The organism is Hymenobacter duratus (assembly GCF_014698995.1).
GTDB lineage: Bacteria > Bacteroidota > Bacteroidia > Cytophagales > Hymenobacteraceae > Hymenobacter > Hymenobacter duratus.
The window spans coordinates 938,384-964,386 of sequence record NZ_JACWZZ010000002.1; the positions used below are offsets into that span (position 1 = coordinate 938,384).

The following is a 26,003-nucleotide window of genomic DNA, read 5'->3' on the forward strand; positions in this document are numbered from 1 at the left end:
TGCGTATGAACCGCTCTACTTTCTTCCGCCCCGCTTTAGGGCTTGCTGTTGCCACCTCGCTGCTTGCCACGGCCTGCTCCGCTCCACGTGCCATTACCAGCACGGGCAAAGTCACGCCGCGCGGCGAGTTCCGGGGCGGTGGCAACCTGTCGTTCAACGTAGCTACCGAAACTATCAGCAAAACGGGCTCCGCGCTGCTATCCGCCGCTTCCGAGGCAGCCAGCAAGGACACCGTAGGCTACTCCGGCACCATCGAGAAGCTGCAGCTGGCGGCCCTGGCCTACGTGCTCGACCCGGTGCGCGTCACCCCCGACCTGTACGTCCGCTACGGCGTGGTTGAGCGGATTGACGTGGGCTATAAATATGCGTTTGGCTCGCACGTTTTCGATGCCATGTTCCAGTTTATGGGGCCTACCGGCACGCCGGAGCAACCCGGTGGGCAGTCGGGAGCCATGTATGGCAGCATCGGACTGCAGTTTGCCACGCAGCGTGCCAAGCTGCCCAGCGTGCCTTTCCTGGATGATGTGGCCGACGTGCTCGGCTTCCGGGCCACGCGCAAAGACCTGATTGTCCCGTTGGTATTCAGCCACTCGTTCGGGCCGGAGGAGGAAATTGGGGCCGTTTCCTATGGGGTTGTGTATTCGCGCTCTTTCCTGCGCTATGGATTTGAGGCGCAGAAGGTGTACACGCCCGGTGGCAAAGTGCCTAGCCTGCCGCTGCAAACTAACAGCTACGGATCTTTCGGGGCCTTTGCCAACGCCAAAATCGGCTACCGCTACGTGTATTTCATTCCTTCGCTGAGCATCTACTACCAGAACTACGGTACCTACCAGCTGCTCAACAATGCCAGCGGCCAGCTCAGCGGCCTCACCATTGTGCCCAGTGTCGGGCTGCAGTTCCGGGTGCCTTCCACCCGCCGATAGAAAGCGGCGGCAAAACGCTTTTTAAAGGCTGCCTAGCTGCATCAGCTTCTCGCCCGGCTGCCCTTCAGCCAGGCAGCCAGCAGCGGCACAGCAAAAATGGCGACTGTAAGTAGCGTCAGGCCGATATCGGCGGTTTCGCTGCCGAGAAAGTGGCTGACCGGATGCTGTGGGAAATAGTGTTCCACCAACGACAGCAGCAGCTTCAGGCCCAGCAGCCCGATAACGACGAAAGCAGCGGTTTCCAGAAACGGATATTTGGCCATCAGCAGCACAAACGCCTGCGCCACCAGCCGCATAGCCAGAATACCGATAAACACGCCGGTGCAAATCAGAATCAGGTTGTCGGTGAAGGCCACGACGGCAAATACGTTGTCGATGGAAAAGGCCAGATCCATCAGTTCAATCAGGGCCACGGTAGCCCAGAACGGCCCCAGCAGGCCCAGCGTACTGCGGTATAGCCAGCTTTGGTGCTTGCTGACTTCTTCTTCCTCGGTGCTGCGCTTGGCCTTGAACTGGGCATATACCAGATATAGCAGGTACAGGCCGCCCAGCGGTTTGAGAAACCAGAACTCAATCAGAAACGAGGCAAACAGAATGCACAGCCCCCGAAACACGTAGGCCCCGATGATGCCGTAGCGCAGGGCCTTGTGCTGCTGGTGCTTGGGCAGGTCGCTGACCATGGTAGCCAGCACGGCCGCATTGTCCACGGAAAGCAGACTTTCGATAATGACCAGATTGCCCACGATGGCCAGCGCGGCCAAAGGGTTGTCGAGAATTTGCTGCAGATGAATGTTCATGCGAAGCGCGAAAGTACGCGGATTCGGGAGTACGGTGAAACAAGTCTTGTTGGGCTATGTGGTGGATGCAGCTTCGAAAAGATGCGGTCTGGCCACGTTTTGCTTCCCCCGAAACTCCGTAACTTGCCTTTCCTGCTCCGGAAAATACTCCCACCATGCTTCACTTTTACCTCAACGACCACCGCATCAGCACGGCTGAGCCGGCGGGCAGCGCGCTGCTCGATTTTATCCGCTACCAGCAGCACCTGAAAGGCACCAAAATCGGGTGCCGCGAGGGCGACTGTGGGGCCTGCACCGTGCTGGTAGGCGAGCTGAGTGCCGACGGCCAGACCGTGCGCTACCAGAGCATGACCTCCTGCCTGACCCCGCTCGGCAATGCCCACGGCAAGCACATCGTGACGGTAGAAGGCATTAACGCGGCCAGTGGCCAACTCACGCCGGTTCAGCAGGCCATTGTGCAGGAAGGCGGCTCGCAGTGCGGCTTTTGCACCGTTGGCTTCGTCATGTCGCTCACCGGGCATAGCCTCAGTAACAAGCCTGCCACTCCGGAAACTGGCCTCGCCGCTATTGATGGCAATATTTGCCGCTGCACCGGTTACAAAAGCCTGGAGCGCGCCACGGCCGTCCTCACTGGCCAGCTGCAGGAGCGCCCCGCCACTGAGGCCCTGAACTGGCTGGCTGAGCAGCAATTTGTCCCGGCGTATTTCACAGAAATGGCCGGCCGGCTGGCTGCATTGCAGGCCGAGCTGCACGAGCCTGCCATGCACGCCACCGGTATAGGCGGCCTTACCAACGGCTCGTTCGTGAATGGCCCCAATGGATTTGCGTCGGCGGCCCGGCAGGTGCTGGGCGGTGGCACCGATTTGCTGGTGCAGCGCCTTGAGCAGCTCCGCGAAATACCGGTACGCCTCGTGTTCGACTTGGCGGAGCTTCGCGGCATTTCGCCGGTTGATGCCGAAGGGTACGTAACGCTGGGAGCGGCCACCACTGCCGAGCAGCTGCGGGCTTCCCAAATGATGAACGAGCTGTTTCCGCGGCTGCCCGAGTATCTGAAGCTGGTGTCGAGCACACCGATTCGGAACATGGGTACGGTGGCCGGCAACTTCATCAATGCCTCCCCCATCGGCGACCTGACCATCTTTTTCCTGGCGCTGGACACGGAAGTTACCCTGGCGGCCCCCACCAGCGACACCCGCACGTTGCCTTTGCACGAGCTGTATCTGGGGTATAAGCAGTTGGCCAAAGAGCTGGAGGAACAGGTGGTTTCCATCCGTTTCCGGCCCCCCCGGCCGGGTGAGTTCTTCCATTTTGAGAAAGTATCGAAGCGCACCCACCTCGATATTGCCAGCGTAAACTCGGCGGCCTGGCTGCAAGCCAAAGACGGCATCATTCAGTCGGCGCGTATTTCGGCGGGTGGCGTGGGACCGGTACCGCTGCGCCTCCACCGCACGGCGGCGTTTCTGGAAGGGCGCGAAGTCAGCATCGAAACGCTGCAGGCCGCTAACCATGTTGCCCAGCAGGAAATTCATCCCATCAGTGATGCCCGCGGCTCGGCCGAGTACAAGCGCCTGCTGCTGCGCCAGCTACTGTTCGCGCACTTCCTGCAGTTTTTCCCCGAGCAACTTGCTATGCGAGAGTTGCTAGCGGTTAACTAATCTTATCTATTTCTCAGGTTCTTTTCGTCTGCATCCCGGTACCCGGGATTTCCCAACGTCTGCCTTCTCCTGCTACATCTATGAACCACCTTGACCCGGTGCGCCACGTGCGCGGCGAATCTTCCTACCTCGATGATATTCCGGTGCAGCAGGGCACGCTTTACGCGGCCGTGTTTGAGGCGGCAGTAGCGCACGGGCGGCTCCGAGGACTGGATCTGGCAGCGGCCCGGGCGGCACCCGGCGTGGTCCGCATCCTCACGGCCCACGACGTGCCGGGCGAAAACCAGATTGGCGGCATCGTGCCCGATGAGCCGGTGCTGGCGGAGGGCACCGTGCATTTCCGGGGGCAGCCAATAGCGCTGGTACTGGCTCACACCGAGCGGCAGGCCCAGGCCGCCCTACACCTTATCAAAGCCGACATTGAGCCCCTGCCCATCATCACCGACCCGCGGGTGGCAGCAGCCCACAACGAGTTGATTGTGCCGCCCCGCACCTTCCGTATCGGCGACTCGCGCACGGCCTGGGCCGACTGCACGCACGTGTTTGAAGGCGTAGCCGAAAGTGGCGGGCAGGAGCACCTGTACATCGAAACGCAGGGTGCCTACGCCTTTCCTACCGAAATGGGTGGGGTACGCATCGTGTCGTCTACGCAGGGCCCAACGGCGGTGCAGCGCCACACGGCGCACGTGCTGGGCATCGGGATGCACCAGGTAGAAGTGGACGTGACGCGGCTGGGCGGTGGTTTCGGGGGCAAGGAAGACCAGGCTACGCCCTGGGGTGTGCTGGCCGCGCTGGGGGCTTTCCTGACGCGCCGCCCCGTGAAGCTGGTGCTGGACCGCATGGCCGATATGCGCATGACCGGCAAGCGCCACCCCTACTCCTCCGACTTCCGAATCGGGCTGGATGCGGACCTGAAAATCGTGGCCTACGAAGTCACGTTCTACCAGAATGCCGGGGCCGCCGCCGACCTGTCGCCGGCCGTGCTGGAGCGCACGCTGTTCCATTGCACCAACTCATATTTCATTCCCAACGTGACGGCCACTGCCTACAGCTGCCGCACCAATCTACCGCCTAACACGGCTTTCCGGGGGTTTGGGGGGCCGCAGGGCATGTTCGTAATAGAGTCGGCCATTGCAAAGGCAGCTGAGGAACTGGGCGTGCCGGCCAGCGAGATTCAGCGGCGCAACCTGCTGCGCGAAAATGACCTGCTGCCCTACCGCCAGCCCGCCGAAATGTGCCACGCCGAGCAAGCCTGGGACACCGCCGCTGACCTCTACAACCTACCGCGCCTGCGAGAGGAAGTGGCCGAGTTCAACCAACAGAATGAGCGCCTGAAAAAGGGCCTGTCGGTGATGCCCATCTGCTTCGGCATCAGCTTCACCAAAACGCCCATGAACCAGTCGCGCGCGTTGGTGCACATCTACACCGATGGCACGGTGGGCGTGAGCACCGGCGCGGTGGAAATGGGCCAGGGCGTGAACACCAAAATTGCGCAGGTAGCAGCCCAGACGCTGGGTATCTCCATTAATCGGGTGAAGGTGGAAAGCACTAACACTACCCGTGTAGCCAATACCTCACCCAGCGCCGCCAGCGCCACCGCCGACCTCAACGGCAAAGCCACCGAAATGGCCTGCCAGGCCTTGCGCGAGCGGCTGCTGCGCCACGCCAGCACCGAGTACACGCTCAACTACGAAGGCCTCGAAATCAGGAACGAGCAGGTGCTGGCCGCCGGCGCACCCGCCGAAACTACCTGGGAGAAGCTGGTATCGTCGGCGTACTGGCGGCGCGTGAGCCTAACCGAAAACGCTCATTACGCCACTCCCGACATCCATTTCGATGCCACCATCGAGCAAGGCTACCCCTTCGCTTACCACGTATATGGCACGGCCCTCACCGTTGTCACGGTAGACTGCCTGCGCGGCACCTACGAGCTGGACGCCGTGCATATTGCCCACGACTTCGGGCAGAGCATGAACCCGGCCGTAGACCGGGGCCAGATTGAGGGTGGCGCGGTGCAGGGCATCGGCTGGATGACCATGGAGGAGCTGATTTACAATGAGGAAGGCCGCCTGCTCAGCAACTCGCTCAACTCCTACAAAATCCCGGACCTGTACGCCGCGCCCAAGGTGCTGGACGTGCATTTTCTGGATACGCCTGGCCACCCACGGGCTATTTTCCGCTCCAAGGCCGTGGGTGAGCCGCCGCTGATGTATGGCATCGGGGCCTATTTCGCCATCCGCGACGCGGTTCGGGCCTTCCGTCCAGGCCACCAGCCCACCTTCTCGGCACCTTTCACTCCCGAAAAGGTGCTGCTCAACCTATATCCTCCCGTTTCTGCCCGTTCCGCTGCTGCTTGGTCCTCCGTTTCCACTTCCATCCCCGCAACCACCTCCGCGGCCTCCTGATTTATGCGGCCGGCGACACCGCCGCAGCACTTTTACTGCATCAATTTTCCGTAGGCCGCCTGCTGGGCATGGCGCTGGTCGGGGGCTTACTGTACTCGCTGGAAGTGCCGGCGTATTTCAGCTGGATAGACCGGCAGGTACCCCCTGCCCCGGGCCTCAAGCGGCGCCTAGGGCGGGCGGCGCTGTCGCTGCTCTACTTCAATCCGCTCTGGATAGCGCGGCACATGCTGTTTATCCAGCTGTTTTCGGGCCACGCCGACCAGATTTCCACGGGTCTACTGGCCGTGGCGCTGCGCTCCTTCCTGCTGAATGTGCCGGTTTCCTTCGCTGCCAACTACCTTATCCAGAACCACATTCCGCCGCGGCGGCGTTTTCTGGCCAGCGCCCTGTTTTCGGGGCTGATGGCGGTGTACTATGCCCTCAGCGCAACCTGGCTGAAATAGAAGGGTTTGCCCGTTGAATTTAGAGTTAATAGCTGAACCGTTTTCCTGCTTTCCTTATTATATTGGAGTACGCTAATACTTTCCCGCCAGCCTTCGTCGTGGACGACCTATCCGCTACTCCCTCGCGCCCCCGCGACATGCTGGTGTGGAAGCACGCCGCGGCCAGCCTACGCGCTGGTATTCCGACGGCCCTGCTCTGCGTAGTGCGTAGCGAAGGTTCCAGTCCCGGTCGGCAGGGGTTCAAGATGAGCGTGACGGCCACTGGGCTGGCTGGCTCTATCGGGGGCGGCATCATGGAGCACAAGCTGGTAGAGTTGGTACGGGCCCGACTGCGCGAAGGCGACTACACCCCCGAAATCCGGCGGCAGGTGCACCGCGCCCACGCCCGCTCCGACCGGTCGGGCATGATCTGCTCCGGCGAGCAGGAAATTCTGCTGTTGCCATTGCGCGCCGAGTACCTGCCCAGTCTGGAGGCCTGCAAGCGCGCCCTGCGTCAGTCGGGCGGTTTCCGCTGGGCAGTAACCGCCGACAGCGGCCCCCGCGTAGTGGCCGATACCGATGTCACGGCTCCGCTTAGCCGCTACCAGCCGGGCGAGAACTGGCAGTACGAGGAAAAGCTGGGCTTTCGCGACCAACTCACTATAGTGGGGGGCGGGCACGTGAGCCTAGCCCTGTCGCGGACATTGAGCACCCTGGACTTTGATATTACCGTGCTCGACGACCGGCCGGCGCTACATACCCATCTGCTCAACCCCTACGCCCACCACAAACGCACTGTTCCGTACGACAAACTGGCCCCGGAAGTCCCGGAAGGACCGCACCAGTACGTGGTTATTATGACGGTAGGATACCGAACCGATGCCGTGGCACTACGTCAGTTGCTGCATCATCAAGTGCGGTATCTGGGGGTGCTGGGCAGCTCCAATAAGATAACCCATCTGCTGCAGGAGTTGCGCGCCGCCGGCACCGACGAAGCAGTTCTGAGCCGGATACATGCCCCCATCGGCCTACCGATTCATAGCCGCACCCCCGAGGAAATAGCTATCAGCATAGCGGCCGAAATAATTCGGGTACGGAATACGCCCGAATCAGAATAAGGCACTAGTTGGTGGTGCTACCCTGGCTTTTTAAGAGCCAACAGAAAGCGGCTAGTTTTCCGTCATGTGGTTGCCGTCGAGGTAGCCTTCGGTGAAGACGCGGTACTGGTCGAAGATGGAGCGGACGGAGCGGCGCAGAATGATTTCGGCCTGCGGACCGCTGGGCACCGTGACGCCGGAAGCGTAGCCGTTCCAAACGGCGCGGTTGGTCCGGTTGTCGATGAGCGTAATGAGCAGGGTTCCTTCGGCCAGCAGCATCCGCTGGGGCTGGTAGCCCTGGCGGTAATCAGAGGGTGTTTCCTCATCTTCTACTTTTTCTTCCTTCACCCAACGGCTGATTTCCTCCTGCACGTAGCCGCGGAAACGCATGTCGCCTTCGAAAACTCGAAAGTTTACCAGCAGATCGGGGCGGCGCTTGTTGGTTTTGTAGCCCTGCACTTTGAGCCGAAGCCGGATGGCGTCGCGCACAGCTTCGCCCAGCTTGCTGGTATCAGAGGCTAGCCCGTCGCCGGTAACAAATTCGTAGGTGCGGTAGCGGCGGAAGTTGCCTGCGTAGCTGTAATCCGATTCAATACGGGCCTCGCGGGCGGCAAAGCAACCAGAAAGGGCCAGAGCCAGCCCCACAAAAAGGGTAATCGACGGTTTCATACGCAGCACTAATGGTGGGTGACACACCATCAAGTTACGAAACTGCGGGCTTGTTAGGAACTGATTGTCAGACAGAAAATCGATAAAAAATTTGTCGTGACCCGGCTACTACCGGGTCAGCTGTAGCACGGGGGTTTCGGCAGTGTATATTTCCCCGGTGCCAAGCCGGTAGCGGACCCGAAACTGCTGCGGCCCGGCCTGGGCTGGCGAGGTTTTGAAGCGCAGCCGGGGAGCGTATGCCTGGTTGCCACGGGGCGAAAACTCCTGCCCGGTTTCAGTATCCAGCAGCAAATCATTGAGCGAGGCCCCAGCCGGATGCGCGGCGTCGTAGGCAAAGCGGCTCCGTATCACCACCGAATCGAGAGGCTGCCTAGTTCCCAGGTACCCGGGTGCCGGGGTGGGCGGGCAGGCATAGGCCGCCGGCAGCCACCCACCGGAAGGCGCAGACTGGTAGCCATAGTACGTGGTTTGCAGCTGCACACTCAGCAGCAGGTCGGGGGCCGGCACCGGCTCGTTGGGGCCGGGCGAGGCACCTGTGGTTTGGCGGCTGGCAGCCAGCGCCAGGCCCGTGATGGTATAGTAGCGCGCCACGTTCCCAATCCGGCACCCATCATCTTTGGTGCAGCTCAGCAGCACCGAGCCGGCCAGCGGCGCCACCAGCAATACGATACCAAGGAGCAGTTTTCTGGTCATGACGTAGCGGGAGGTGTCTGTACGATGTGCGCAGCCGCAGGTCAGGGCCGGATTTCAATGGCTACCGTTTCGGAGGTGTACACTTCCCCGTTGGTTTGGTGGTAGCGCACCCGAAACTGCTGCGTGGCAGAGCTGACTGGGGCCTGCCGGAGCCGAAACACCGGATACGGGATGCCCCCGACCGGCTTGGGCACAGCCAGCCACTCGCGGAGCGAAATCGGCTGGCCATATTCGTTTTGCAGCTGCACCACGTCGTTGAGCGACGTGCCCGCCGGATGCTGAGTGTCGTAATCGTAGCGGCTGGTAACGATTAGCGAGTCGATGGATTCCGTGTAGGACGGATCGGCAGGTTCGCAGGCCATAGCGGCAAAGCCCCCTGCTGATGCGGGCTGCGCACTATACAGCTTGGTGTCCAAGCGAATGAGGAGTTGCAGCTCGGCCGTCGATACGCTTTGTCCGGTAGTCAGCACCTGCCCCACGGCGCCAGCAGGCTGTTGCAGCAGCAGTGCCTGCATCCCCACAATATCGAAGTATTCCTTCTTGAAAGGGCCGCACTTTTCGCAGGCCGGCAACCCGACGCTGACCAGCGCCACTAGTAGTAATTTTCTCACCATGATACCTAAGGCTTGCTTTTATCTGGAGGATAACTTTTTCTTCCAGCAGGTTGCAACCTACTCAAGTTTAGGCCGCCAACTCCTTTTCCAGCACAATGGTCAGTCCGCGGGTGCCCTGCATTGTCCCGATGATATTGAAGCCGTGACGCAGGTTCAGCAGCAGCATGGCGCGCCAGCGGTTGTAGGTGTGCGTGCGGATATGCTGGTAGCCCTGCTCCCGGCACCAGGCATGCTGTTGGCGCATCAGCTCTGCCGCTATTCCCTGCCCCCGAAAATCAGGATGCACGCCGCCCAGCCAGCTGTAGTAGTGGCCCGGTTTCCGCTCGTAGCCCAACTTACAGCCCACCAGCTCTTCACCGATGTAAGCTAACCACGCCTGCACCGGCTGATGCTGCTGTTGGTAGCGCAAGTCGGCGGCGAGTTCCGCCACGGGGCTTTGCAGAACGGTAGCCAACAGCGCCGCAACTGCTGCCGGCATTTCGACAGAGAGAGACGGATGAAACGAATACACGACGTTCATGCGAGAGGAGCTGGCTGGCATGGTTCCAGTGGCGGCAGACGAAGCTACTGTGGTGCTTGCCGGCGTTTCAGCTCTTCTCTGATCTGGTTGTACGCCACCACACCTGGCATCAGCGTGACGAATGCAGCCGAGCCGACAACCAGCAAGCCGTACGACCTTTTCTTGAGTATCACCACATACAGGATGATAGCCAGCGCCACTCCCATCACGATGCCCAGCCCGATGATGGCACCTTGCAGCTTTTGTTTTCTCGCGTACAGCTCCTCTATTGTGAGTTGCGTCAGGTCCTGGGGTGCTTTCATCCGAATTTCGTGCTATTTAACTAGCAGGCAAAGCAAAAGCGCCAGCCTGTATTCTTACTTGCCAGTCGGCCGCCCCTGGTGCGCGTGAACGTTGAAACAGCACGGCAAGGGCAGCGCATTACCTGATATTCCGGGCGCTGATTTCCGTCTGGATTCGTTTGAGGGTTTGCTTTCTGATGCGGGCGTTTCTGAACACCAGGGTTATCAAAAACAGGGGAATGGCTATGTACACGAGGCCAAAGCCATTCCGCACCACGCCAAATAGCATGATCCCAACCAGAAAGCCTATCAGTACGGCCGACAGCATTTCATTTCTCTTGGCCACTTTCTCCGCAGCCAGCAGCTCGTCCAGAGGCAGGTCGGCGTAGTTCTTGTCGTCCGTCATATCGTAGGCTACCATGAGGCTGGGAATGCCGCAGCTACCAGCTGTTCTGCTGCCACTCACGGCCCCAAGCAGCGGCAATATACCTACCGCGTCGGAAACCGCACCCTACCGATACCCGGCCGCCTGCAGCTGAAACAGCTCGGCGTAGCGGCCACCGCGGGCCAATAGCTCCTCGTGGCTTCCGATTTCCACGAACTGCCCGTGCTCAATCACCAGAATCCGGTCGGCCATGCGCACAGTACTGAAGCGGTGGCTGATGAGGATAGCGGTTTTGCCCTGCGTGAGGTCTTTGAAGCGCTGAAACACCTCGTATTCGGCGCGGGCATCAAGGGCGGCGGTGGGCTCGTCGAGGATGAGCAGTTGGGCGTCGCGCATGTAGGCGCGGCCGAGGGCAATTTTCTGCCACTCGCCGCCGCTCAAATCCACGCCGCCGTTGAAGCGGCGCCCAATCATCTGCTCGTAGCCGCCAGGCAGCTTGGCAATGACGGAATCGGCGAGGCTGAGGCTGGCGGCCTGCTCGATACGCGGGCGGTTATCCTTTTCTTCGATGCGGCCCACGGCCAGGTTCTGGCCCGCCGGCAGCTGGAAACGCACAAAATCCTGAAATATCACCCCGATTTCCTGGCGCAGCTCGGCAGGGTCGTACTCGCGCAGGTCGTAGCCGTCGAGCAGGATGCGGCCTTCGGTGGGGTCGTAGAGGCGGGCCAGCAGCTTGACGAGCGTGGTTTTGCCGGCCCCATTCTCACCTACCAGCGCCAGCTTCTCGCCAGCCTGCAGCGTGAAATTGAGGTTGCGTAATGCCCATTTTTCGGCATTGCGGTACTTGAAGCCCACGTTTTCAAACTGAAACCCTTGCCGAATGGGCCGGGGGAAGGGTATGGGTCTTTCGCCCGTCAGCTCCTGGCGCACAATGCGCGGCTTGAGGTGGAAGAAGTCGAAAAAGTCCTGCAGATACAGCGCGCCTTCGGCCACGGTGCTGAAGCGGCTCAGAATGCCTTCGAGCAGGCCCCGCATGCGGGCAAACGAACCGGCCAAAAACGTGAGCTGCCCAATGCTGACGCGCCCGTACACGGCCTGACTGATGATGTAGACGTAGGCCGCGTAATAGCCGGCCGCGCCCACCGCCGCGAAAAAAGCGCCCCAGCCCGCCCGCCGAATCACGAGGTCCTTATTTTTCTGGTAGAACTCATCAGAAAGCAGCTTAAACCGGTCAATCAGGAAGCTGCTGAGGCCAAAAATCTTGACTTCCTTGGCCGTTTCGTCGGAAGCGCCGGTCTGGCGCAGGTAGTCCAGCTCGCGCCGCTCGGGTGTCCACCCGTGCACCAGCGAGTAGCTGCGCTCATTGAAGTGCGACTCGCCCAGAAAAGCCGGCACCACGGCCAGCAGCAGCAGCCCCAGCAGCCACGGATTGAAGGCCACCAGCCCCACGGCCAGAAAGCCCATGGTGATGATATCCTGGGCCTGGCTGAGCACCTGGGCCATCAGCACGGTGCGCGAGAGAGTCTGGCGGCGTGCCCGCTCCAGCTTGTCATAGAACGCACTGTCTTCGAACTGGTCGAGGTCCAGCTCGGCGGCGTGCTGCATGAGGCGCACTGATGTCTGATTCGCGAACAGGTCGCCGAGCAGCGAGTCCAGCAGCGCCACGCCCCGGCCCAGCGCGTCGGACAGGATGGCGAGGCCAAACTCCAGCGCCACCAGCGTGAGCACCGGGGCCAGCACCCGCTCGGGAACGGGCTGTTGGCTGAGCTGCACCACGGCGTCCAGAATCAGCTGGCCCACATACAGCATGGCTACCGGCAGCGCCGCCCGCAGCAAACGCAGCGCCACGTTGCCGAGCGTGAGGGCCGGGCTGGTCTGCCAGATCAGGCGCAGAAACTCCGGTAGATTTTTGAGGGCCGAAAACCGTTCCCGCACCGTGAGGGCAGGTTTGCCTTCCGGGCGGGGCCGTTTGGCCGAAACGGCATTGAAAAGCGAAGAAAACCAGGACATACGGCGGCTATACGGCACACTTCGGGCCGGAGTACACGGGCGGCCGTTTTGGCAGAACAAACCACCAATAACAACATGCAACCTTTCTTATATACCAGAGCTCTTAGAAAGGAAGCCTTTCTAGCTTTTCATTGCTTGACTCCACCTTTACTCGCTTTGCTATGAAACACTTTATTCCTTCCAAAGCCACGCTACTGAGTTTAGCCGGGGCTGCTCTTCTGTTTTCAGCCTGCCAGAAAGAAGGCACACCCGAAGCCGACCCTGGCAATGAACCGAAAACTCGCCCACTCACGGCGCAGGAAGTCCAGACCCTGAGCAGCACCAACGACTTCGGCTACCGCACTTTCGCGGCGCTTCGTACGGGTGCGGGCAGCAGCAATCTGTTTATCTCGCCGCTCAGTATTTCGGCAGCCCTCACCATGACCTACAACGGCGCCGACGGCACAACCAAAGACGCCATGCGCCAGACGCTGGGATTTACGGGCCAGACCGACGCGGCCATCAATCAGTCGTTTAAGTCGTTGTTTGAGCTGCTGACCACTATCGACCGGACTGTGGAGTTTGCGGCGGCCAACTCTATCTGGCACGGGCAGCAATACACGCTTCAGGTACCGTTTGCGCAGACCAATCAGCTGCATTTCGACGCCACGCTGCGGGCGGTGAATTTCAGTGACGTAAGCACTAAAAACGCCATCAACCAGTGGGTAAGCGACAAAACCAAGGCCCGCATTACCAGCATCGTGGAGCAGACGAGCGCCGATGATGTGATGTACCTGATTAACGCCATCTATTTCAAAGGGTCGTGGGCCAGGAAATTTGACAAAACGCTCACGCGAAAATCTACTTTCCACAAGGAAGACGGCTCCACGGCTTCCGTGGATTTTATGACGCTCAAAAACGGCTCGTACAGCTACTATGCTGATGCCACCAAGCAGGTAATCGACCTGCCCTACGGCAACAAGCAGTTCAGCATGACGGTGATAGTACCCAGCGGCTCCGCCACGCTGGCCACCGTCAGCAGCCAGCTCACCAGCGCCAACCTGGATACCTGGCTGGCCGCAGCCACAACCAGCAGCTGGGAGCTGCGCATGCCCAAGTTCCGGATGGAATACAAAAAGGAACTAAGCAACATCCTGACGCAACTGGGCATGGGAGAGGCTTTCACGGAGCGGGCCAACTTCAGCCGAATGCTGCAGAACTCCAGCCAAGGCTTGGCTATCAGCAAAGTAGAGCACAAAACGTTTTTGGAAGTAGATGAGGAAGGTACCGAAGCAGCAGCTGTTACGTCGGTGGGCGTGGTGACTACCTCTATTCCACCTACTATTAGCGTTGACAGGCCTTTTCTGTTTCTGATCCGGGAAAAGTCGTCTAATGCTGTGCTGTTCATGGGGCAGCTGGTGCAGCCGTAAATGCTGCGTACCAAAAAAGTCGGGTCGCTGCGTTGATGTCTGTTGCAGCAGGCGAAATGCCGCCCGGCTTTTTTGTAGCGGCGCCAGCCGGCTGGCTCAGCGGTTCATGATTTTGCCTTGGTTGTCCCAGTGGCTGGACCGCACTTGCTGGCTGCCGGGCTCACGCTTGATAGTACGCGTGAACCGCTCACCGGAAATGGTACCATCGGGGCGGCGCCGGCCGAAAAACAGCGTCATGGGCTCGCCTTCCTTATTGGTCAGAAAGGTGATGTCATAGCCTTTGAATACGTCGTCGATTCGCGCTGAAGGCTCATATAGCTTGCTCAGCTTCTTATCAAGCTCGGGGTGGAGTGGCATAGTGAGGCAAGGTTGATGCAGGCTTTCGTACGGCATCCTTTCTCCGTAGGATATTGTCGGGCTTTGCTCTCCCGATGGTTTAACACCCTGTTTTGACCGTCATGCCAAACACAACAAAGCCCCGACTCATGCGAGTCGGGGCCTTGTTGTATTTGACGAGGTTTTCGGTAGTGCTAGTAAGGCTGGGCGTTGTGCGCCGTGGCTTCGGCCTGTTCCACAGCAGCGGCAGCTTTGCCTTCGTTGTACTGGTTGCCTCCTTCGGCCGTTTTACCGGCGCGGGCGGCTTTCAGGCCTTCGGCCAAGCGGTTGCCCCAGTCCGGGTCGCAGTTGGTGCAGAGTTCCACCATCTTGTCGCTCACCTTGTGGTCAGCATCGGCCAGGGCGCCCACCATGTTGTTGATGAGGTCGTCTCGTTCCCAGTCTTCGTGCAGGCGGTACCGCTCGCCGGCCTGCTTGAAGTTGTTCTGCCGGTCAATGGTCTGGCGGATGAGGCGGCCCGTGTACTCCGGCGTGTGTTCCGGAGCAGAGCGGGGCGCTTCTTTCAGGCCGTTGAGGCTGCTGGGCTCGTAGTTGATATGGTTGTTCTGGCCGGGTACCGTGTCCACGTGGTAGGCCATCTGGCCGTCGCGCTGGTTGGTGGCCACGTGCTTTTTGGGCGCGTTGATGGGCAGTTGCAGGTAGTTGGTGCCCACCCGGTAACGCTGCGTATCGGAGTAGGAGAACGTGCGGCCCTGCAGCATCTTGTCGTCGGAGAAGTCGAGGCCATCCACCAGCACCCCCGTGCCAAATGCCACCTGCTCTACCTCAGCGAAGTAGTTTTCGGGGTTCCTGTTCAGGGTCATCTTGCCCACCGGCAGGAACGGGAACTGGTCTTCCGGCCAGATTTTGGTATCGTCCAGCGGGTCGAAGTCCAGCTCCGGATGCTCCCCGTCAGACATTATCTGCACGCACAGCTCCCACTGCGGGAAATTGCCGGCTTTGATATTGTCGAACAGGTCTTGGGTGGCGTGGTTGAAGTTCTTGCCCTGGATAACCTCGGCTTCCGCTGCTGTCAGGTTTTTGATGCCCTGCAGCGGCTCCCAGTGGTATTTCACCAGCACGGCCTCACCGGCGGCATTCACCCACTTATAGGTATTCACGCCCGAGCCCTGCATCTGGCGGTAGTTGGCCGGAATGCCCCACGGCGAAAACAGGAAGCTGACCATGTGCATGGCTTCCGGCGTGTTGCAGATGAAGTCGAAAATACGCTCCCCGCTCTGGCGGTTGGTGACCGGGTCCGGCTTCTGCGAGTGAATCAGGTCCGGGAACTTCATGGCGTCCCGAATAAAGAACACTTTCAGGTTGTTGCCTACCAGGTCCCAGTTGCCGTCTTCGGTGTAGAATTTCACGGCAAAGCCGCGTGGGTCGCGCAGAGTTTCGGGCGAGTGGCCGCCGTGGCCTACGGTGCTGAAACGCACGAATACCGGCGTCTCTTTGCCGGCCGTGTTGAAGAGCTTGGCGCGGGTGTATTTCTCAATGGGCTCGTTGCCTACTTTGCCATAGGCCTCAAACACGCCGTGCGCACCGGCGCCGCGGGCGTGCACCACCCGTTCCGGCACCCGTTCCCGGTCGAAGTGGCTGATTTTTTCCAGAAACGCATACTGCTCCAGCGTGGCCGGGCCACGGCTGCCCACAGTGCGCAGGTTCTGGTTGTTGGTCAGCGGGTGGCCCTGGCGGGTGGTCAGGGTCTGAGGGTTCTCGCCGTCGGCGGTGCGCTGGTCTACGGAGCTGCCGGCACCCGTGACGGCCGTGCCGGTACCGTTACCGGAAGTGGCGCCGTTCTGTCCTGTATTCTGATCTTGTGCCATGAGTATATAGGGTTAGAGGTTGCGTGACTAAGGTACCATGTTGGGTGGTCGGCTGGCCGTGATACGGCTTACAAAATTTGGGGTAAATGCAGTAGCTGCTGCCCTGCTGTAACAGGCTGCCGCCTGCCGGTATCAGGCGTTGAACAGGGTGGCGGCCCTAATGATTCGGGAATAAGAGCCGCTGTTCTGGCCTTGCCCGGCCGCGCCGGCTACCTTTGTGGCCCATGCCCGCTACCACCACTACCCGTACCTACAGCGCCGGCTTCTGGCTGATGTGCCTGTCGTCGTTCTTCTTTTTCATGAGCTTCAACATGCTGCTGCCCGAGCTGCCCGCGTACCTCACGCGGCTGGGCGGCGGCGAATACAAGGGCTTCATCATTGCTCTTTTCACGCTCACGGCCGGCATCTCGCGGCCCTTCAGCGGCAAGCTGGCCGACACCGTAGGACGGATTCCGGTGATGGTGTTCGGCTCGCTGGTGTGCTTTATTTGCGGCTTCTTCTACCCCTGGACTACCACCGTGGCGGGCTTTCTGGGGCTGCGGCTGCTGCACGGCTTCAGCACTGGTTTTAAACCCACCGGCACCGCCGCTTTCATTGCCGATATCATTCCGCTGGAGCGCCGCGGCGAGGCCATGGGCCTGCTGGGCGTGGCGGGCTCCTTGGGCATGGCGGCCGGGCCGGCTGTGGGGCCGCTCATTACGGCGGCATTTTCCCTCAACACCCTGTTCTATTGTTCCTCGGGGCTGGCGCTGCTGAGCCTAGCTGTGCAGGGCACCATGACCGAAACCTTACCGCAGGCGCAGCGCCAGAAGTTCAGCTGGAGCCTGCTGCGCCTCAACTGGGGCGAGATTCTGGAACCGCAGGTGCTGGCTCCGGCTGTCGTGACGCTGCTGTGCCTGTTCCCGTTTGGCGCCATCCTGACCGTGGTGCCCGACCAGAGTGAGGCGCTGGGCCTGGCCGACCACAGCAAGGGCCTGTTTTACACCTGCTACACACTGGCCTCATTGGTGGTACGTCTGCTGGCCGGCCGCGCTTCCGACACGTATGGCCGGGTGCCCGTTCTGCGCCTGTCCACGGCCCTCATGGTACTGTCGTTGGGCATCCTGATGCTGGCAGACCGGTCGGTGCCGCTGTTTCTGGGCTCGGCGGTGCTGTTCGGGCTGGCTACGGGCCTCAACTCCCCTACCCTCTACGCCTGGACCATCGACCTGAGCCACCCCGAGCGGCGCGGGCGGGCCGTAGCTACCATGTACATTGCTCTGGAAGTGGGTATCGGGCTGGGGGCCCTGCTGGGCGGCTGGCTCTTCAGCAACCAGATTGCGCGCCTGCCCTACGTGCACGGCCTGAGCACGGCCCTGACGCTGGTGGCACTGGTCTATTTGCTGGTGGGTGTGCGGGCCAAGCAGCCGGCAGCCTAAGCGTCGGGCGTTGCGCTATTGGGCGTAGCGTATGCTATTCGAATTGATACCGACTATACCTTACCGTACTTCAGGCTGATTCATCAACTGCTACAGTAGCCGAGCGAAGCCGAACCATGGCTTGGCGCCGCTACTTCTATGCGTAAGAGAAACACAGTCCGGCTGAGTATTCTGCCTTGCACGAATTGCACCAGCGGGCGGCAGCTAAGTGCGCCGAAATGCTGGTGGTGACCCGGAAATAACCCTGCTTCATTTTTTCTTCATAATTGGTATAGGCCGATATAGAAAAAGTGCTGACCTTTATACTTCCGTAATTCTGCCTGTGCCCTATCCGGCATATTTCTTCCTTTATCTATCTTCTTTTCCCGGCTTCTGGCGGGGACAAGTCGCTCTTCAGCTGACTTTTTACATTCCACTCACTTTACTGTATGACAACACGTGTACTCCGCGGGCTAAGCCTGCTGGCAGTGGTGGCTTGTGCCGCTGCTACTCCGGCATCTGCCCAAACAGATCCTATCAAATTTGGGAAGCCCGACCCTAAGGATTTTGAGGCCAAGAATTTCGTGGCCGACAGCGCCGCCGAGGCCGTGGTACTTTGCGACTATGGTCGTTCCCGCTTCGAGTACGCCGACGGTGATTTCCGCGTCGTATTTGACCGGATTACGCGCATCAAAATCCTGAAGAAATCCGGTTACGACTGGGCAACGGTGAAGGTGCCGCTTTACCACCAGGCGGGCCGCGAGGAGAAGCTGCTGAACCTGCGCGGCTATACCTACAACCTGGTAAACGGGCAGATTGCGAAGGAGAAATTTGACGACGCTACCACCTTCCGGGAAGAAGCCAACAGCAACGTGACGATGCGCAAGTTCACGCTGCCCAACGTGCGCGAGGGAGCCGTTATTGAATACGCCTACACCGTTCAGTCTGATTTCACTTTCAACTTCCAGGATTGGCAGTTTCAGGAGTCCATTCCGGTGCGCTGGAGCGAGTACCGGGCTTCGATTCCGGCGTATTTCGACTACAAGATTCTGATGCAGGGCTATGTTCCGCTGACAGTGGCAGAACATTCGGAAGGCTCTATGCAGGCAACAGTACGGCAGGAAGGCGGCTACGTCGGCGGCGGCTTCAACACGCAGCGGGTGGCCGGCTCAGCCTCGTCGGTGGTGCTGCCCCTGAAAACGCACCGTTGGGCCGCGCAAAATGTGCCGGCTTTTCGGAACGAGCCTTTCATGACTTCGTCTCGGGACTACGTTTCCCGCCTCGACTTCGAGTTGGCCGGCGTGAAGTGGGAAGGCCAGCCGTACCGGCCGGTTTCCGACTCGTGGGAGAAAATCAACGATGACCTGCTGGCTGACGAGAATTTTGGCGCCCAACTCAAGCGCGGCGGCTTCCTGAAGGAACAACTGACGCCGCTACTGGCCAAAACCACCGACCCTGCCGCCCGCATTGCAGCCGTGCACGACCTGGTGCGCAAATCGGTGAAGTACAACGGGCGCGACTGGTATTACAGCAGTACCTCGCTGCGCAAGGCCTACGACCAGCACCGAGGCAACGCAGCCGATGTAAACCTGCTGCTGATTGCGGCGTTGCGGGAGGCTGGCTTCCAGGCCAACCCGGTGTTGCTGAGCACCCGCGACCATGGCTTTGTCAACACGGATTTCATGCCGCTGCTTTCGCGCTTCAACTACGTAGTGGCGCATGTAGCACTGCCGGAAGGCAAGGAAATGCTGCTGGACGCTACCGAAGAGTTGGTTCCGTGCGGTATGCTGCCCACACGCTGCCTCAACATAACCGGCCGCCTCATTATGCCCAAACCAGCTGACTCCCGCTGGATCAGTCTGGTTCCGCAGCAGCGCCTCACCGAGTACCAGCAGATTCAGCTGACGCTGGACGATAAAGGTGGCTACACGGGCAAGATCCACTCGGAGCACGGTGGCTACGCCGGCCTGGCCCAGCGTGACAAGCTGCGCGAGAAAGGAGAAAAGAAGTTCGTGGAAGAAATGCTGCAGGGCCGCGAAGGCTGGAATGTGAGCAAGTACCAGTTTGCCCAGCGCGACGCCCTCGACAAGCCTCTGGCCTTCGACTATGAGGTGAACGTAGCGGGCAGCGACGCCCAGGCGGGCATGCTGTATCTGCGCCCGCTGCAGCATTTCGGCAACAGCAAAAACCCGTTTGTGCACGAAAACCGCCAGTTCCCGGTAGACTTCGGCTGCCTCGTGGACGAAACCCTGGTGATGACCCTAACCCTGCCAGCCGGCTATGAGGTGGAAGAGCTTCCGAAACCGGCCGCCGTAATGCTGCCGGACAATGGTGGCCGCTTCATGTACCAGGTGCAGCCTGGTGCCAATGGCACGCTGCAGCTGGTGAGCCGGCTGAGCCTGAGCCGGCCTGTGTACTCGGCCGAATCTTATGCGGATCTGCGCGAATTCTACCGCTTGGTGGTAGCCAAGCAGGCGGAGCAGATTGTGTTAAAAAAGAAATCCTAAGTCTGTGGCCTTCCTCCTGAAGCGCACCTGCCGGGCAGCCCTAGCGGCGCTGAGCCTATTGGCAGGCAGCCCGGTGCTGGCCGGCCAGCCACCCAAATATCCGGTGGCCGACATTCCGGGCTCGTTGCGCGAAAATGCACACGCCGTTGTCCGCTTCTCCGATGAAACCCTGCTGGTAAAGTCGGCAGGCCGCACCATCGAGACTGTACGCCGCGCCGTCACCATTTTTGATGAAGCCGGCGCGCACCATGCCCAGGAGCTGGTCTATTATGACCAGCTCAATACCGTGAGCTACCTGCGCGGCAGCGCCTATGCTACCGATGGCCGCCTGCTACGCACCCTGAAAGCATCGGAAATCGGAGACATCTCGCTTTCCGATGGGTTCAGCCTCGCCAACGACGGCCGGGGCCGGGTAGCCGACCTGCGCCAGCCGGTGTATCCTTACACAGTAGAGTTCGAGTACGAAGTCAACTCCACTAACACGCTGTTCTACTCCACCTGGCGGCCGCAGGCCCGCGAGCAACTGGCCGTGGAGCAGGCCACTTTCCGAGTACTGACGCCCGCCGAGTTGCCCCTGCGCTACCAGGAGCGCGACCTGCCAGCCGGCACCACAGTGGCCCGCACCTCGGTTTCGGCGGCGCTGCAGAGCTACGAGTGGCAGGTGCGGAATCTGGCGGCAGTGGAAGCAGAACCCGACGGGCCGCCAGTGGGCGAAACGACACCGGTGGTCTTCACAGCGCCTACGCAGTTTGAGGTACAGGGCCACGTTGGTACGCTTACTTCGTGGCAGGCACTGGGGCTGTGGAACTATCAGCTCAATGCCGGCCGCGACGAGCTGCCGGTAGCCGTTCAGGAGAAGATCCGGGCATTGGTGCAGGGCGAAACCGATGAGCGGGCGCGCATCCGGAAAGTGTACGAGTGGCTGCAGGCCAACACCCGCTACATCTCGGTGCAGCTGGGCATCGGTGGCTGGCAGACGTTTCCAGCCAGCAGCGTAGCGGCCAGCGGCTACGGCGACTGTAAAGCCCTCACCAACTACTGCCAAGCCCTGCTGAAAACGGCCGGTATTACGGGATACTGCGCTCTGGTACGCGCCAATGAAGAGGATGTCCGGACTGAGTTTCCGAGCCAGCAGTTCAACCATGTGGTGCTGTGCGTGCCGCTGCAGAAATCCGCCAAGCGCGATACCGTCTGGCTGGAATGCACGAGCCAGACCAACCCGTTCGGCTACATGAGCAGCTTTACCGGCAACCGCCACGCGCTGCTTATCACGCCCCAGGGTGGCCGCGTGGTGCGCACGCCACAGTATCTGGCCGCCGAAAACCGCCGGGAGCGGCTGGCCGATGTGTACCTAGATGCGCAGGGCAGTGCTACAGCCAACATCCGGACGCGCCGCTCCGGCCTGGAGCAGGACCGATATGAGGCCCTGGCCGGTACGTCGAATGCCGCCGACCAGAAAAAAATAATGGCTGAAAACCTGCCGCTGGCCAACTTCAGCATCAGCAAGCTCAGCTACGCTCAGGACCGGCGCAGTATAGTGCCTGTGCTCACCGAAAACCTAGGCCTGACGCTGCCGGGCTGGGCTTCGGTATCGGGCAAGCGGGCTTTCCTGACTCCTAACCTGCTCAGCCGCTGGAGCGCGCTGCCTGCCACGGTGGGCGAACGACGCACTGCCATCTGGCTCGACAACTCATTCAGCTACTCCGACACAGTCCGCATTCATGTGCCGGCCGGCTTCAAGCCCGAAAGCATACCCGCCCCGGTACAACTTAGCACCACTTTCGGTACGTATTCCAGCCAGGTGCAGGCCCTGCCCGATGGCACGCTGCTGTATGTCCGGCGCCTGCTCATGCCGCGCACCCGCTTCCCCAAGACCGATTTTCCGGCCTATCAGGATTTCCGGCGGCGCATCAGCTCCGCCGATAAAGCGCAGGTTGTACTCGTGAAAACCGACGCCTAGAAGACTAGTATACCCCCGCAACGCAACGGCCCGCCAGAACTTGTTCTGGCGGGCCGTTGCGTTGCGGGGGTACCGAATCACTCCACACGGTTACTTAGCATTCCTATCCACAAACAGCACCTTACTAACTCATAAACAGCTCTATATCTATATTATCTGACGTTGCATGTTTTTCTTCATTGAGGACTCAACGCCCAAAAACTGATGCCTGAGCACGCCAAGCCATGTGTAAAAAACAGTATCTTAGGGCCTTCTATTTTCTTTGACTTTTCCATTTCCAAAGCACAATTTATGTTGCAAACCTTTACCTCCTCGCGGCGCACATGGCGGCCGGCCCTGTTGGGCGGCTTGCTGTTGGCGGCGGCCGGGTCGCCATTATCGGTGTCGGCTCAACGCGTGTTGTGGGCCGATGCGACCGAAGCATTGCCTACCGCTGCCCGCACCACCACCCAAGCCCTGCGGCAGTACCGTTCCGTAACTATGCAGCTGCCCGCCATGCGCGCGGCGCTGGCAGCGGCTCCGGCCGAAGCCGGTTCGGGCGCCCGCAATTCCAGCACGGTTATCTCGCTACCGCTGCCCGATGGCAGCTCGCAGCGCTTCCGCATCGTGCAGGTGCCCGTGATGGCACCACAGCTGGCGGCAAAGTACCCGCAGATCCGCACGTATGAGGCGCAGGGCATCGATGACCCCAGCGCCACGGCCCGCCTCGATATTTCGCCGGCTGGCTTCCACGCCATGATTACGACTGCGTCGCGCACCATCTTCATTGATCCAGTTTCGCCGACCGACAATACCCACCTGGTGTTCGACCGGACGTCCATGAACAAGGACAACGTACGGTTCGAGTGCCTGACTGCAGGTTCGGCTATTGGGGCAGCAGGCTCGGTGCTGACACCGCCGATGCCCGCAGCCATTCCGAACGGCGCGACGCTGAAAACCTATCGGCTGGCCGTTTCCTGTACCGGTGAGTATGCAGTAGCTGTGTGCGCTCCGGCTGCACCCACCACGGCCCTGACTCTCTCTAAAATCGTTACGTCGGTGAACCGGGTTAGCGGTGTGTACGAGAAGGAAATTGCGGCCCGCCTGGTGCTGATTCCGAAAAACGACACGCTTGTGTTCCTGAACGGCACTACGGACCCCTTCACGAACAACTCCTCAACTACGCTGCTGACGGAAAATCAGGCTGTCGTGACGGCCCGTATCGGTGCTGCCAACTACGACATCGGCCACGTATTTGCTACTGGTGATGGTGGCGTAGCCCAGCTGCGCAGCCTGTGCGCTTCCAACGGCAAAGCCCGCGGTATGACTGGCCGGCCTGCTCCCTTCGGTGACGCCTTCGACATCGACTACGTAGCCCACGAAATCGGCCACCAGTTTGGCGGCAACCACACATTCAACGGTACGATTGGCTCGTGCAGCGGCGGTAACCGCTCGGCTTCCGCAGCCTACGAGCCGGGCTCCGGCACGACCATCATGGCCTACGCCGGCATCTGTGGCGCCGACAACACGCAGAACAACTCCGATCCGTATTTCCACTCCTATAGCTTTGATGAGCTGGTAGCCCACATGGCGGCTGGCGGCAACTGCGGGGTGAACACGCCTACCGGCAACAATGCGCCGGTGGTAAACGCCGGGGCCAACTACCGCATTCCGCTCAGCACGCCGTTCGAGCTGACTGGTTCGGCTACCGACCCCAATGGTGATGCCCTGACGTATAGCTGGGAGCAATTCAACCTGGGGCCGGGCGGTGCTCCTAACTCGCCGACCGGCGATGCGCCGATTTTCCGCGCCTACGCTCCGGTGGCCTCCCCTACCCGTACTTTCCCTGCTACCCTGACGCCAACCGGCGCGCTGGGCGCGCTGCTCACCAACACGCAGGTGCGCGGCGAGATTCTTCCCTCGTACGCCCGCCGGCTGGTATTCCGCTTTGTAGCTCGCGACAACCGCGTAGGCGGCGGCGGGGTTGACTATGACTCGATGAACGTAGCTGTAGTTGGTACGGCCGGTCCGTTCCTGGTAACGCTCCCCAACACGGCTTCGGCCTCGTGGCAGGCAGGTGCACCGCAGCAGGTGGCCTGGGATGTAGCCAACACGACTGCTGCGCCCATCAGCGCTGCCAACGTAGACATTCTGCTCTCAACTGATGGTGGCCGCACGTTCCCTACGACTCTGCTGGCTAACACGCCCAACGACGGCTACGAGAATGTGACGGTGCCTGCATCCGTGGCCGCTACCACTAGCGCCCGTATCAAGGTGAAGGCTTCCGGCAACGTGTTCTTCGACCTGTCGAACCAGAATTTCTCTATCACGAACTCCGGCGCGCCTACCTTCTTCCTGGCTCCGGTAGCTACGCAGATTGCTGCATTTTGCCCGGGTGCTTCTTCCACGTTTGACCTCAACGTGGGTCAGATTCAGTCGTTCACCGGTCAGGTAGCGTTGTCGGCCACCAGCCTGCCAGCAGGCATAACGGTGACGTATAACAACGCCACAACGGCGGCCGGCACCACGGTGCAGGCAACGGTTGCGGTAGCCGCTGGCACCGCTGGCGGTACGTACACTATCAACCTGACGGGCACGAGCGGCAGCATCACCCAGACGCAACAGTACACGTTCACGGTACTGCCCAGCGCTACTGCCGCCGCTGTTCCGGTAAGCCCGGTTGCAGCCCAGGTGGTGAGCCCCCGGCCCCGCCTGACCTGGAGCGCTGTGCCGAACGCAACGGCTTACGAGGTACAGGTAGCGTCTGATGCCAGCTTCGCAAACGTGCTGCTCACCCAGACCAACGTAACGGGCACCAACTTCACGGTGGCTTCGCCGGCGCTGACCACGGGCACGACTTACTACTGGCGCGTACGCGGCACCAGCCCCTGTGGTGTTGCGCCTTACTCGGTAATTTCTTCGTTCCAGATTGGCACGCTGTCCTGCTTCACGGCTGTTGCAACGCAGATTCCGGTGAACATTCCGTTTGGTGCTACGCCAACCGTAACGTCGGTTATCAATGTGCAGAATGGCGAGCGGGTGGGCAACATCCGTATCCGCAACCTGGCCATCACGCACCCCGATGTAAGTGAGCTGACCATTTCGCTGACGAACCCAGCAGGCCGCACGGCCGTGTTGCTGGCGAATGCCTGCCCCGGCACTTCCGATATCAACCTGACGCTGAGCGAAGATGCTGCTTCGGCCATCACCTGCCCGCTTACCGGCGGCGCTACCTACCGCCCGGCCAACTCGCTGGCTAACCTGCTCAACGATGCTGCCACCGGCAACTGGACGCTGAGCATTGCCGACAACAACCCGAGCAATGGTGGCCAATTGACTGGCTGGACGCTGGAGCTTTGCACCCTGGCTGAGCCGCCTGCAGCACCAGCCTCCCTGACGGCTCTGCTGAACGGCGTAACGAACAACCGCGCAAACGTAGACCTGATCTGGCTGGACAATGCCACCAACGAAACCGGCTACCAGGTAGAACGCACGGGCGCTGGCAACACCGTCTACACCCTTCTGGCTACGTTGCCCGCTAACTCGACTTACTATGCGGACCAGATCAGCGGCGCCAATGGCAATTACTGCTACCGCGTACGGGCCATTAGCGGGGCTGCCACTTCGGCTTACTCCAATGAGGCCTGCGTTGGCGTAACAACACTGGCTACCCAGAACGAAGCGCTGCTGCGGGGTGTGGAAGTATATCCTAACCCCAGCAATGGCCTGTTCCAGGTGAAAGTAGACAATGCCCAGCGTGGTACTGTTACGCTGCGCGTGACGGATGCTCTGGGCCGCACGGTGAGCCGCACTGCGCTCAGCAAGGCAGGCGCGCCGCTCCAGCACGCTCTTGACCTGAGCAAGCTGAGCAGCGGTGTATACCAGCTGCACCTAGATATGCCGGAAGGCACCGCCGTAGTGAAACTGCTGAAGCAATAAGCAGCGGCTGCTTTTACATAAAAAGGGCGGCTTCCCATTGGGAAGCCGCCCTTTTTATGTCTTGTTGGTTCACGTGCTTTTTGGGACAGAAACACTACAGTTCACTGTCATATGCGGCTGGATGCTGCTGGGCTTAC

Annotated in this window: 20 protein-coding genes; 10 read left to right on the plus strand and 10 right to left on the minus strand. The window is 60.5% G+C overall.

The features are described from left to right. Positions 1-5: 5 nt before the first annotated feature. A complete protein-coding gene (locus tag IC231_RS11955; RefSeq protein ID WP_190784722.1) occupies positions 6-923 on the plus strand; it encodes a hypothetical protein in 918 nt (305 codons plus the stop codon). 41 nt (positions 924-964) lie between these two features. On the opposite strand, the gene IC231_RS11960 is transcribed toward IC231_RS11955, so the two are convergent. Then, a complete protein-coding gene (locus tag IC231_RS11960) occupies positions 965-1,720 on the minus strand; it encodes a TerC family protein (protein WP_185887429.1) in 756 nt (251 codons plus the stop codon). Positions 1,721-1,875: 155 nt separating this feature from the next. Here IC231_RS11960 and IC231_RS11965 point away from each other — a divergent pair, with 155 nt between their 5' ends. The 4 genes from IC231_RS11965 to IC231_RS11980 all read left to right on the plus strand — a co-directional run bounded on the left by IC231_RS11965 (position 1,876) and on the right by IC231_RS11980 (position 7,320). Beyond that, a complete protein-coding gene (locus tag IC231_RS11965; RefSeq protein ID WP_190784723.1) occupies positions 1,876-3,375 on the plus strand; it encodes an FAD binding domain-containing protein in 1,500 nt (499 codons plus the stop codon). Between the two features lie 80 nt (positions 3,376-3,455). After that, positions 3,456-5,780 carry a xanthine dehydrogenase molybdopterin binding subunit gene (locus IC231_RS11970; RefSeq protein WP_190784724.1) on the plus strand — a complete coding sequence of 775 codons (2,325 nt, stop codon included), beginning with the start codon at positions 3,456-3,458 and terminating at the stop codon, positions 5,778-5,780. Further along, a complete protein-coding gene (locus IC231_RS11975) occupies positions 5,729-6,223 on the plus strand; it encodes a hypothetical protein (RefSeq protein ID WP_190784725.1) in 495 nt (164 codons plus the stop codon). The genes IC231_RS11970 and IC231_RS11975 overlap by 52 nt, the downstream gene beginning before the upstream one ends. A gap of 98 nt (positions 6,224-6,321) precedes the next feature. Then, complete coding sequence (locus tag IC231_RS11980) at positions 6,322-7,320, plus strand: XdhC family protein (RefSeq protein WP_211539019.1); 999 nt, start codon at positions 6,322-6,324, stop codon at positions 7,318-7,320. A 51-nt stretch (positions 7,321-7,371) separates the two neighbouring features. On the opposite strand, the gene IC231_RS11985 is transcribed toward IC231_RS11980, so the two are convergent. From IC231_RS11985 to IC231_RS12015, 7 genes are all read right to left on the minus strand, one after another. Then, entirely contained in the window at positions 7,372-7,968 is a 597-nt protein-coding gene (locus IC231_RS11985) for a DUF4136 domain-containing protein (RefSeq protein ID WP_190784726.1), read from the minus strand. 108 nt (positions 7,969-8,076) lie between these two features. After that, positions 8,077-8,661, minus strand: coding sequence for a hypothetical protein (locus IC231_RS11990; protein WP_190784727.1), 585 nt, complete (start codon positions 8,659-8,661; stop codon positions 8,077-8,079). A gap of 41 nt (positions 8,662-8,702) precedes the next feature. Continuing rightward, positions 8,703-9,275, minus strand: coding sequence for a hypothetical protein (locus tag IC231_RS11995; RefSeq protein ID WP_190784728.1), 573 nt, complete (start codon positions 9,273-9,275; stop codon positions 8,703-8,705). Positions 9,276-9,342: 67 nt separating this feature from the next. Beyond that, positions 9,343-9,795, minus strand: a complete 453-nt coding sequence (locus IC231_RS12000; RefSeq protein WP_190784729.1) for a GNAT family N-acetyltransferase — start codon at positions 9,793-9,795, stop codon at positions 9,343-9,345. A 44-nt stretch (positions 9,796-9,839) separates the two neighbouring features. Continuing rightward, positions 9,840-10,097, minus strand: a complete 258-nt coding sequence (locus IC231_RS12005) for a hypothetical protein (protein ID WP_190784730.1) — start codon at positions 10,095-10,097, stop codon at positions 9,840-9,842. Positions 10,098-10,215: 118 nt separating this feature from the next. Continuing rightward, on the minus strand, positions 10,216-10,497 hold the full coding sequence (locus tag IC231_RS12010) for a hypothetical protein (RefSeq protein WP_190784731.1): 282 nt from the start codon (positions 10,495-10,497) through the stop codon (positions 10,216-10,218). Between the two features lie 90 nt (positions 10,498-10,587). Further along, positions 10,588-12,471, minus strand: a complete 1,884-nt coding sequence (locus IC231_RS12015) for an ABC transporter ATP-binding protein (RefSeq protein WP_190784732.1) — start codon at positions 12,469-12,471, stop codon at positions 10,588-10,590. Between the two features lie 161 nt (positions 12,472-12,632). Between IC231_RS12015 and IC231_RS12020 the strand changes: the two genes are divergently transcribed. After that, entirely contained in the window at positions 12,633-13,880 is a 1,248-nt protein-coding gene (locus IC231_RS12020) for a serpin family protein (RefSeq protein WP_190784733.1), read from the plus strand. Positions 13,881-13,976: 96 nt separating this feature from the next. Here the strand turns inward: IC231_RS12020 and IC231_RS12025 are convergent, their stop codons facing one another. Continuing rightward, complete coding sequence (locus IC231_RS12025; RefSeq protein WP_190784734.1) at positions 13,977-14,237, minus strand: hypothetical protein; 261 nt, start codon at positions 14,235-14,237, stop codon at positions 13,977-13,979. A 173-nt stretch (positions 14,238-14,410) separates the two neighbouring features. Then, the gene (locus IC231_RS12030) at positions 14,411-16,084 is read right to left on the minus strand and encodes a catalase (protein WP_190784735.1); all 1,674 of its coding nucleotides are present in this window, start codon (positions 16,082-16,084) and stop codon (positions 14,411-14,413) included. A gap of 224 nt (positions 16,085-16,308) precedes the next feature. Here IC231_RS12030 and IC231_RS12035 point away from each other — a divergent pair, with 224 nt between their 5' ends. The 4 genes from IC231_RS12035 to IC231_RS12050 all read left to right on the plus strand — a co-directional run bounded on the left by IC231_RS12035 (position 16,309) and on the right by IC231_RS12050 (position 25,866). Next, on the plus strand, positions 16,309-17,502 hold the full coding sequence (locus tag IC231_RS12035) for an MFS transporter (protein WP_190784736.1): 1,194 nt from the start codon (positions 16,309-16,311) through the stop codon (positions 17,500-17,502). Positions 17,503-17,930: 428 nt separating this feature from the next. Beyond that, positions 17,931-19,988, plus strand: a complete 2,058-nt coding sequence (locus IC231_RS12040; RefSeq protein ID WP_190784737.1) for a DUF3857 domain-containing protein — start codon at positions 17,931-17,933, stop codon at positions 19,986-19,988. A gap of 4 nt (positions 19,989-19,992) precedes the next feature. Further along, entirely contained in the window at positions 19,993-21,948 is a 1,956-nt protein-coding gene (locus IC231_RS12045) for a DUF3857 domain-containing protein (RefSeq protein WP_190784738.1), read from the plus strand. A 291-nt stretch (positions 21,949-22,239) separates the two neighbouring features. Beyond that, positions 22,240-25,866, plus strand: coding sequence for a reprolysin-like metallopeptidase (locus IC231_RS12050; RefSeq protein WP_190784739.1), 3,627 nt, complete (start codon positions 22,240-22,242; stop codon positions 25,864-25,866). Positions 25,867-26,003 lie beyond the last annotated feature (137 nt).

Bases quoted from the DNA above. Each gene is read 5' to 3' on its own strand.
- IC231_RS11955 (WP_190784722.1), top strand. From the start codon at position 6: ATGAACCGCTCTACTTTCTTCCGCCCCGCTTTAGGGCTTGCTGTTGCC.
- IC231_RS11960 (WP_185887429.1), bottom strand. From the start codon at position 1,720: ATGAACATTCATCTGCAGCAAATTCTCGACAACCCTTTGGCCGCGCTG.
- IC231_RS11965 (WP_190784723.1), top strand. From the start codon at position 1,876: ATGCTTCACTTTTACCTCAACGACCACCGCATCAGCACGGCTGAGCCG.
- IC231_RS11970 (WP_190784724.1), top strand. From the start codon at position 3,456: ATGAACCACCTTGACCCGGTGCGCCACGTGCGCGGCGAATCTTCCTAC.
- IC231_RS11985 (WP_190784726.1), bottom strand. From the start codon at position 7,968: ATGAAACCGTCGATTACCCTTTTTGTGGGGCTGGCTCTGGCCCTTTCT.
- IC231_RS11990 (WP_190784727.1), bottom strand. From the start codon at position 8,661: ATGACCAGAAAACTGCTCCTTGGTATCGTATTGCTGGTGGCGCCGCTG.
- IC231_RS11995 (WP_190784728.1), bottom strand. From the start codon at position 9,275: ATGGTGAGAAAATTACTACTAGTGGCGCTGGTCAGCGTCGGGTTGCCG.
- IC231_RS12000 (WP_190784729.1), bottom strand. From the start codon at position 9,795: ATGAACGTCGTGTATTCGTTTCATCCGTCTCTCTCTGTCGAAATGCCG.
- IC231_RS12005 (WP_190784730.1), bottom strand. From the start codon at position 10,097: ATGAAAGCACCCCAGGACCTGACGCAACTCACAATAGAGGAGCTGTAC.
- IC231_RS12010 (WP_190784731.1), bottom strand. From the start codon at position 10,497: ATGGTAGCCTACGATATGACGGACGACAAGAACTACGCCGACCTGCCT.
- IC231_RS12015 (WP_190784732.1), bottom strand. From the start codon at position 12,471: ATGTCCTGGTTTTCTTCGCTTTTCAATGCCGTTTCGGCCAAACGGCCC.
- IC231_RS12020 (WP_190784733.1), top strand. From the start codon at position 12,633: ATGAAACACTTTATTCCTTCCAAAGCCACGCTACTGAGTTTAGCCGGG.
- IC231_RS12025 (WP_190784734.1), bottom strand. From the start codon at position 14,237: ATGCCACTCCACCCCGAGCTTGATAAGAAGCTGAGCAAGCTATATGAG.
- IC231_RS12030 (WP_190784735.1), bottom strand. From the start codon at position 16,084: ATGGCACAAGATCAGAATACAGGACAGAACGGCGCCACTTCCGGTAAC.
- IC231_RS12035 (WP_190784736.1), top strand. From the start codon at position 16,309: ATGCCCGCTACCACCACTACCCGTACCTACAGCGCCGGCTTCTGGCTG.
- IC231_RS12040 (WP_190784737.1), top strand. From the start codon at position 17,931: ATGACAACACGTGTACTCCGCGGGCTAAGCCTGCTGGCAGTGGTGGCT.
- IC231_RS12050 (WP_190784739.1), top strand. From the start codon at position 22,240: ATGTTGCAAACCTTTACCTCCTCGCGGCGCACATGGCGGCCGGCCCTG.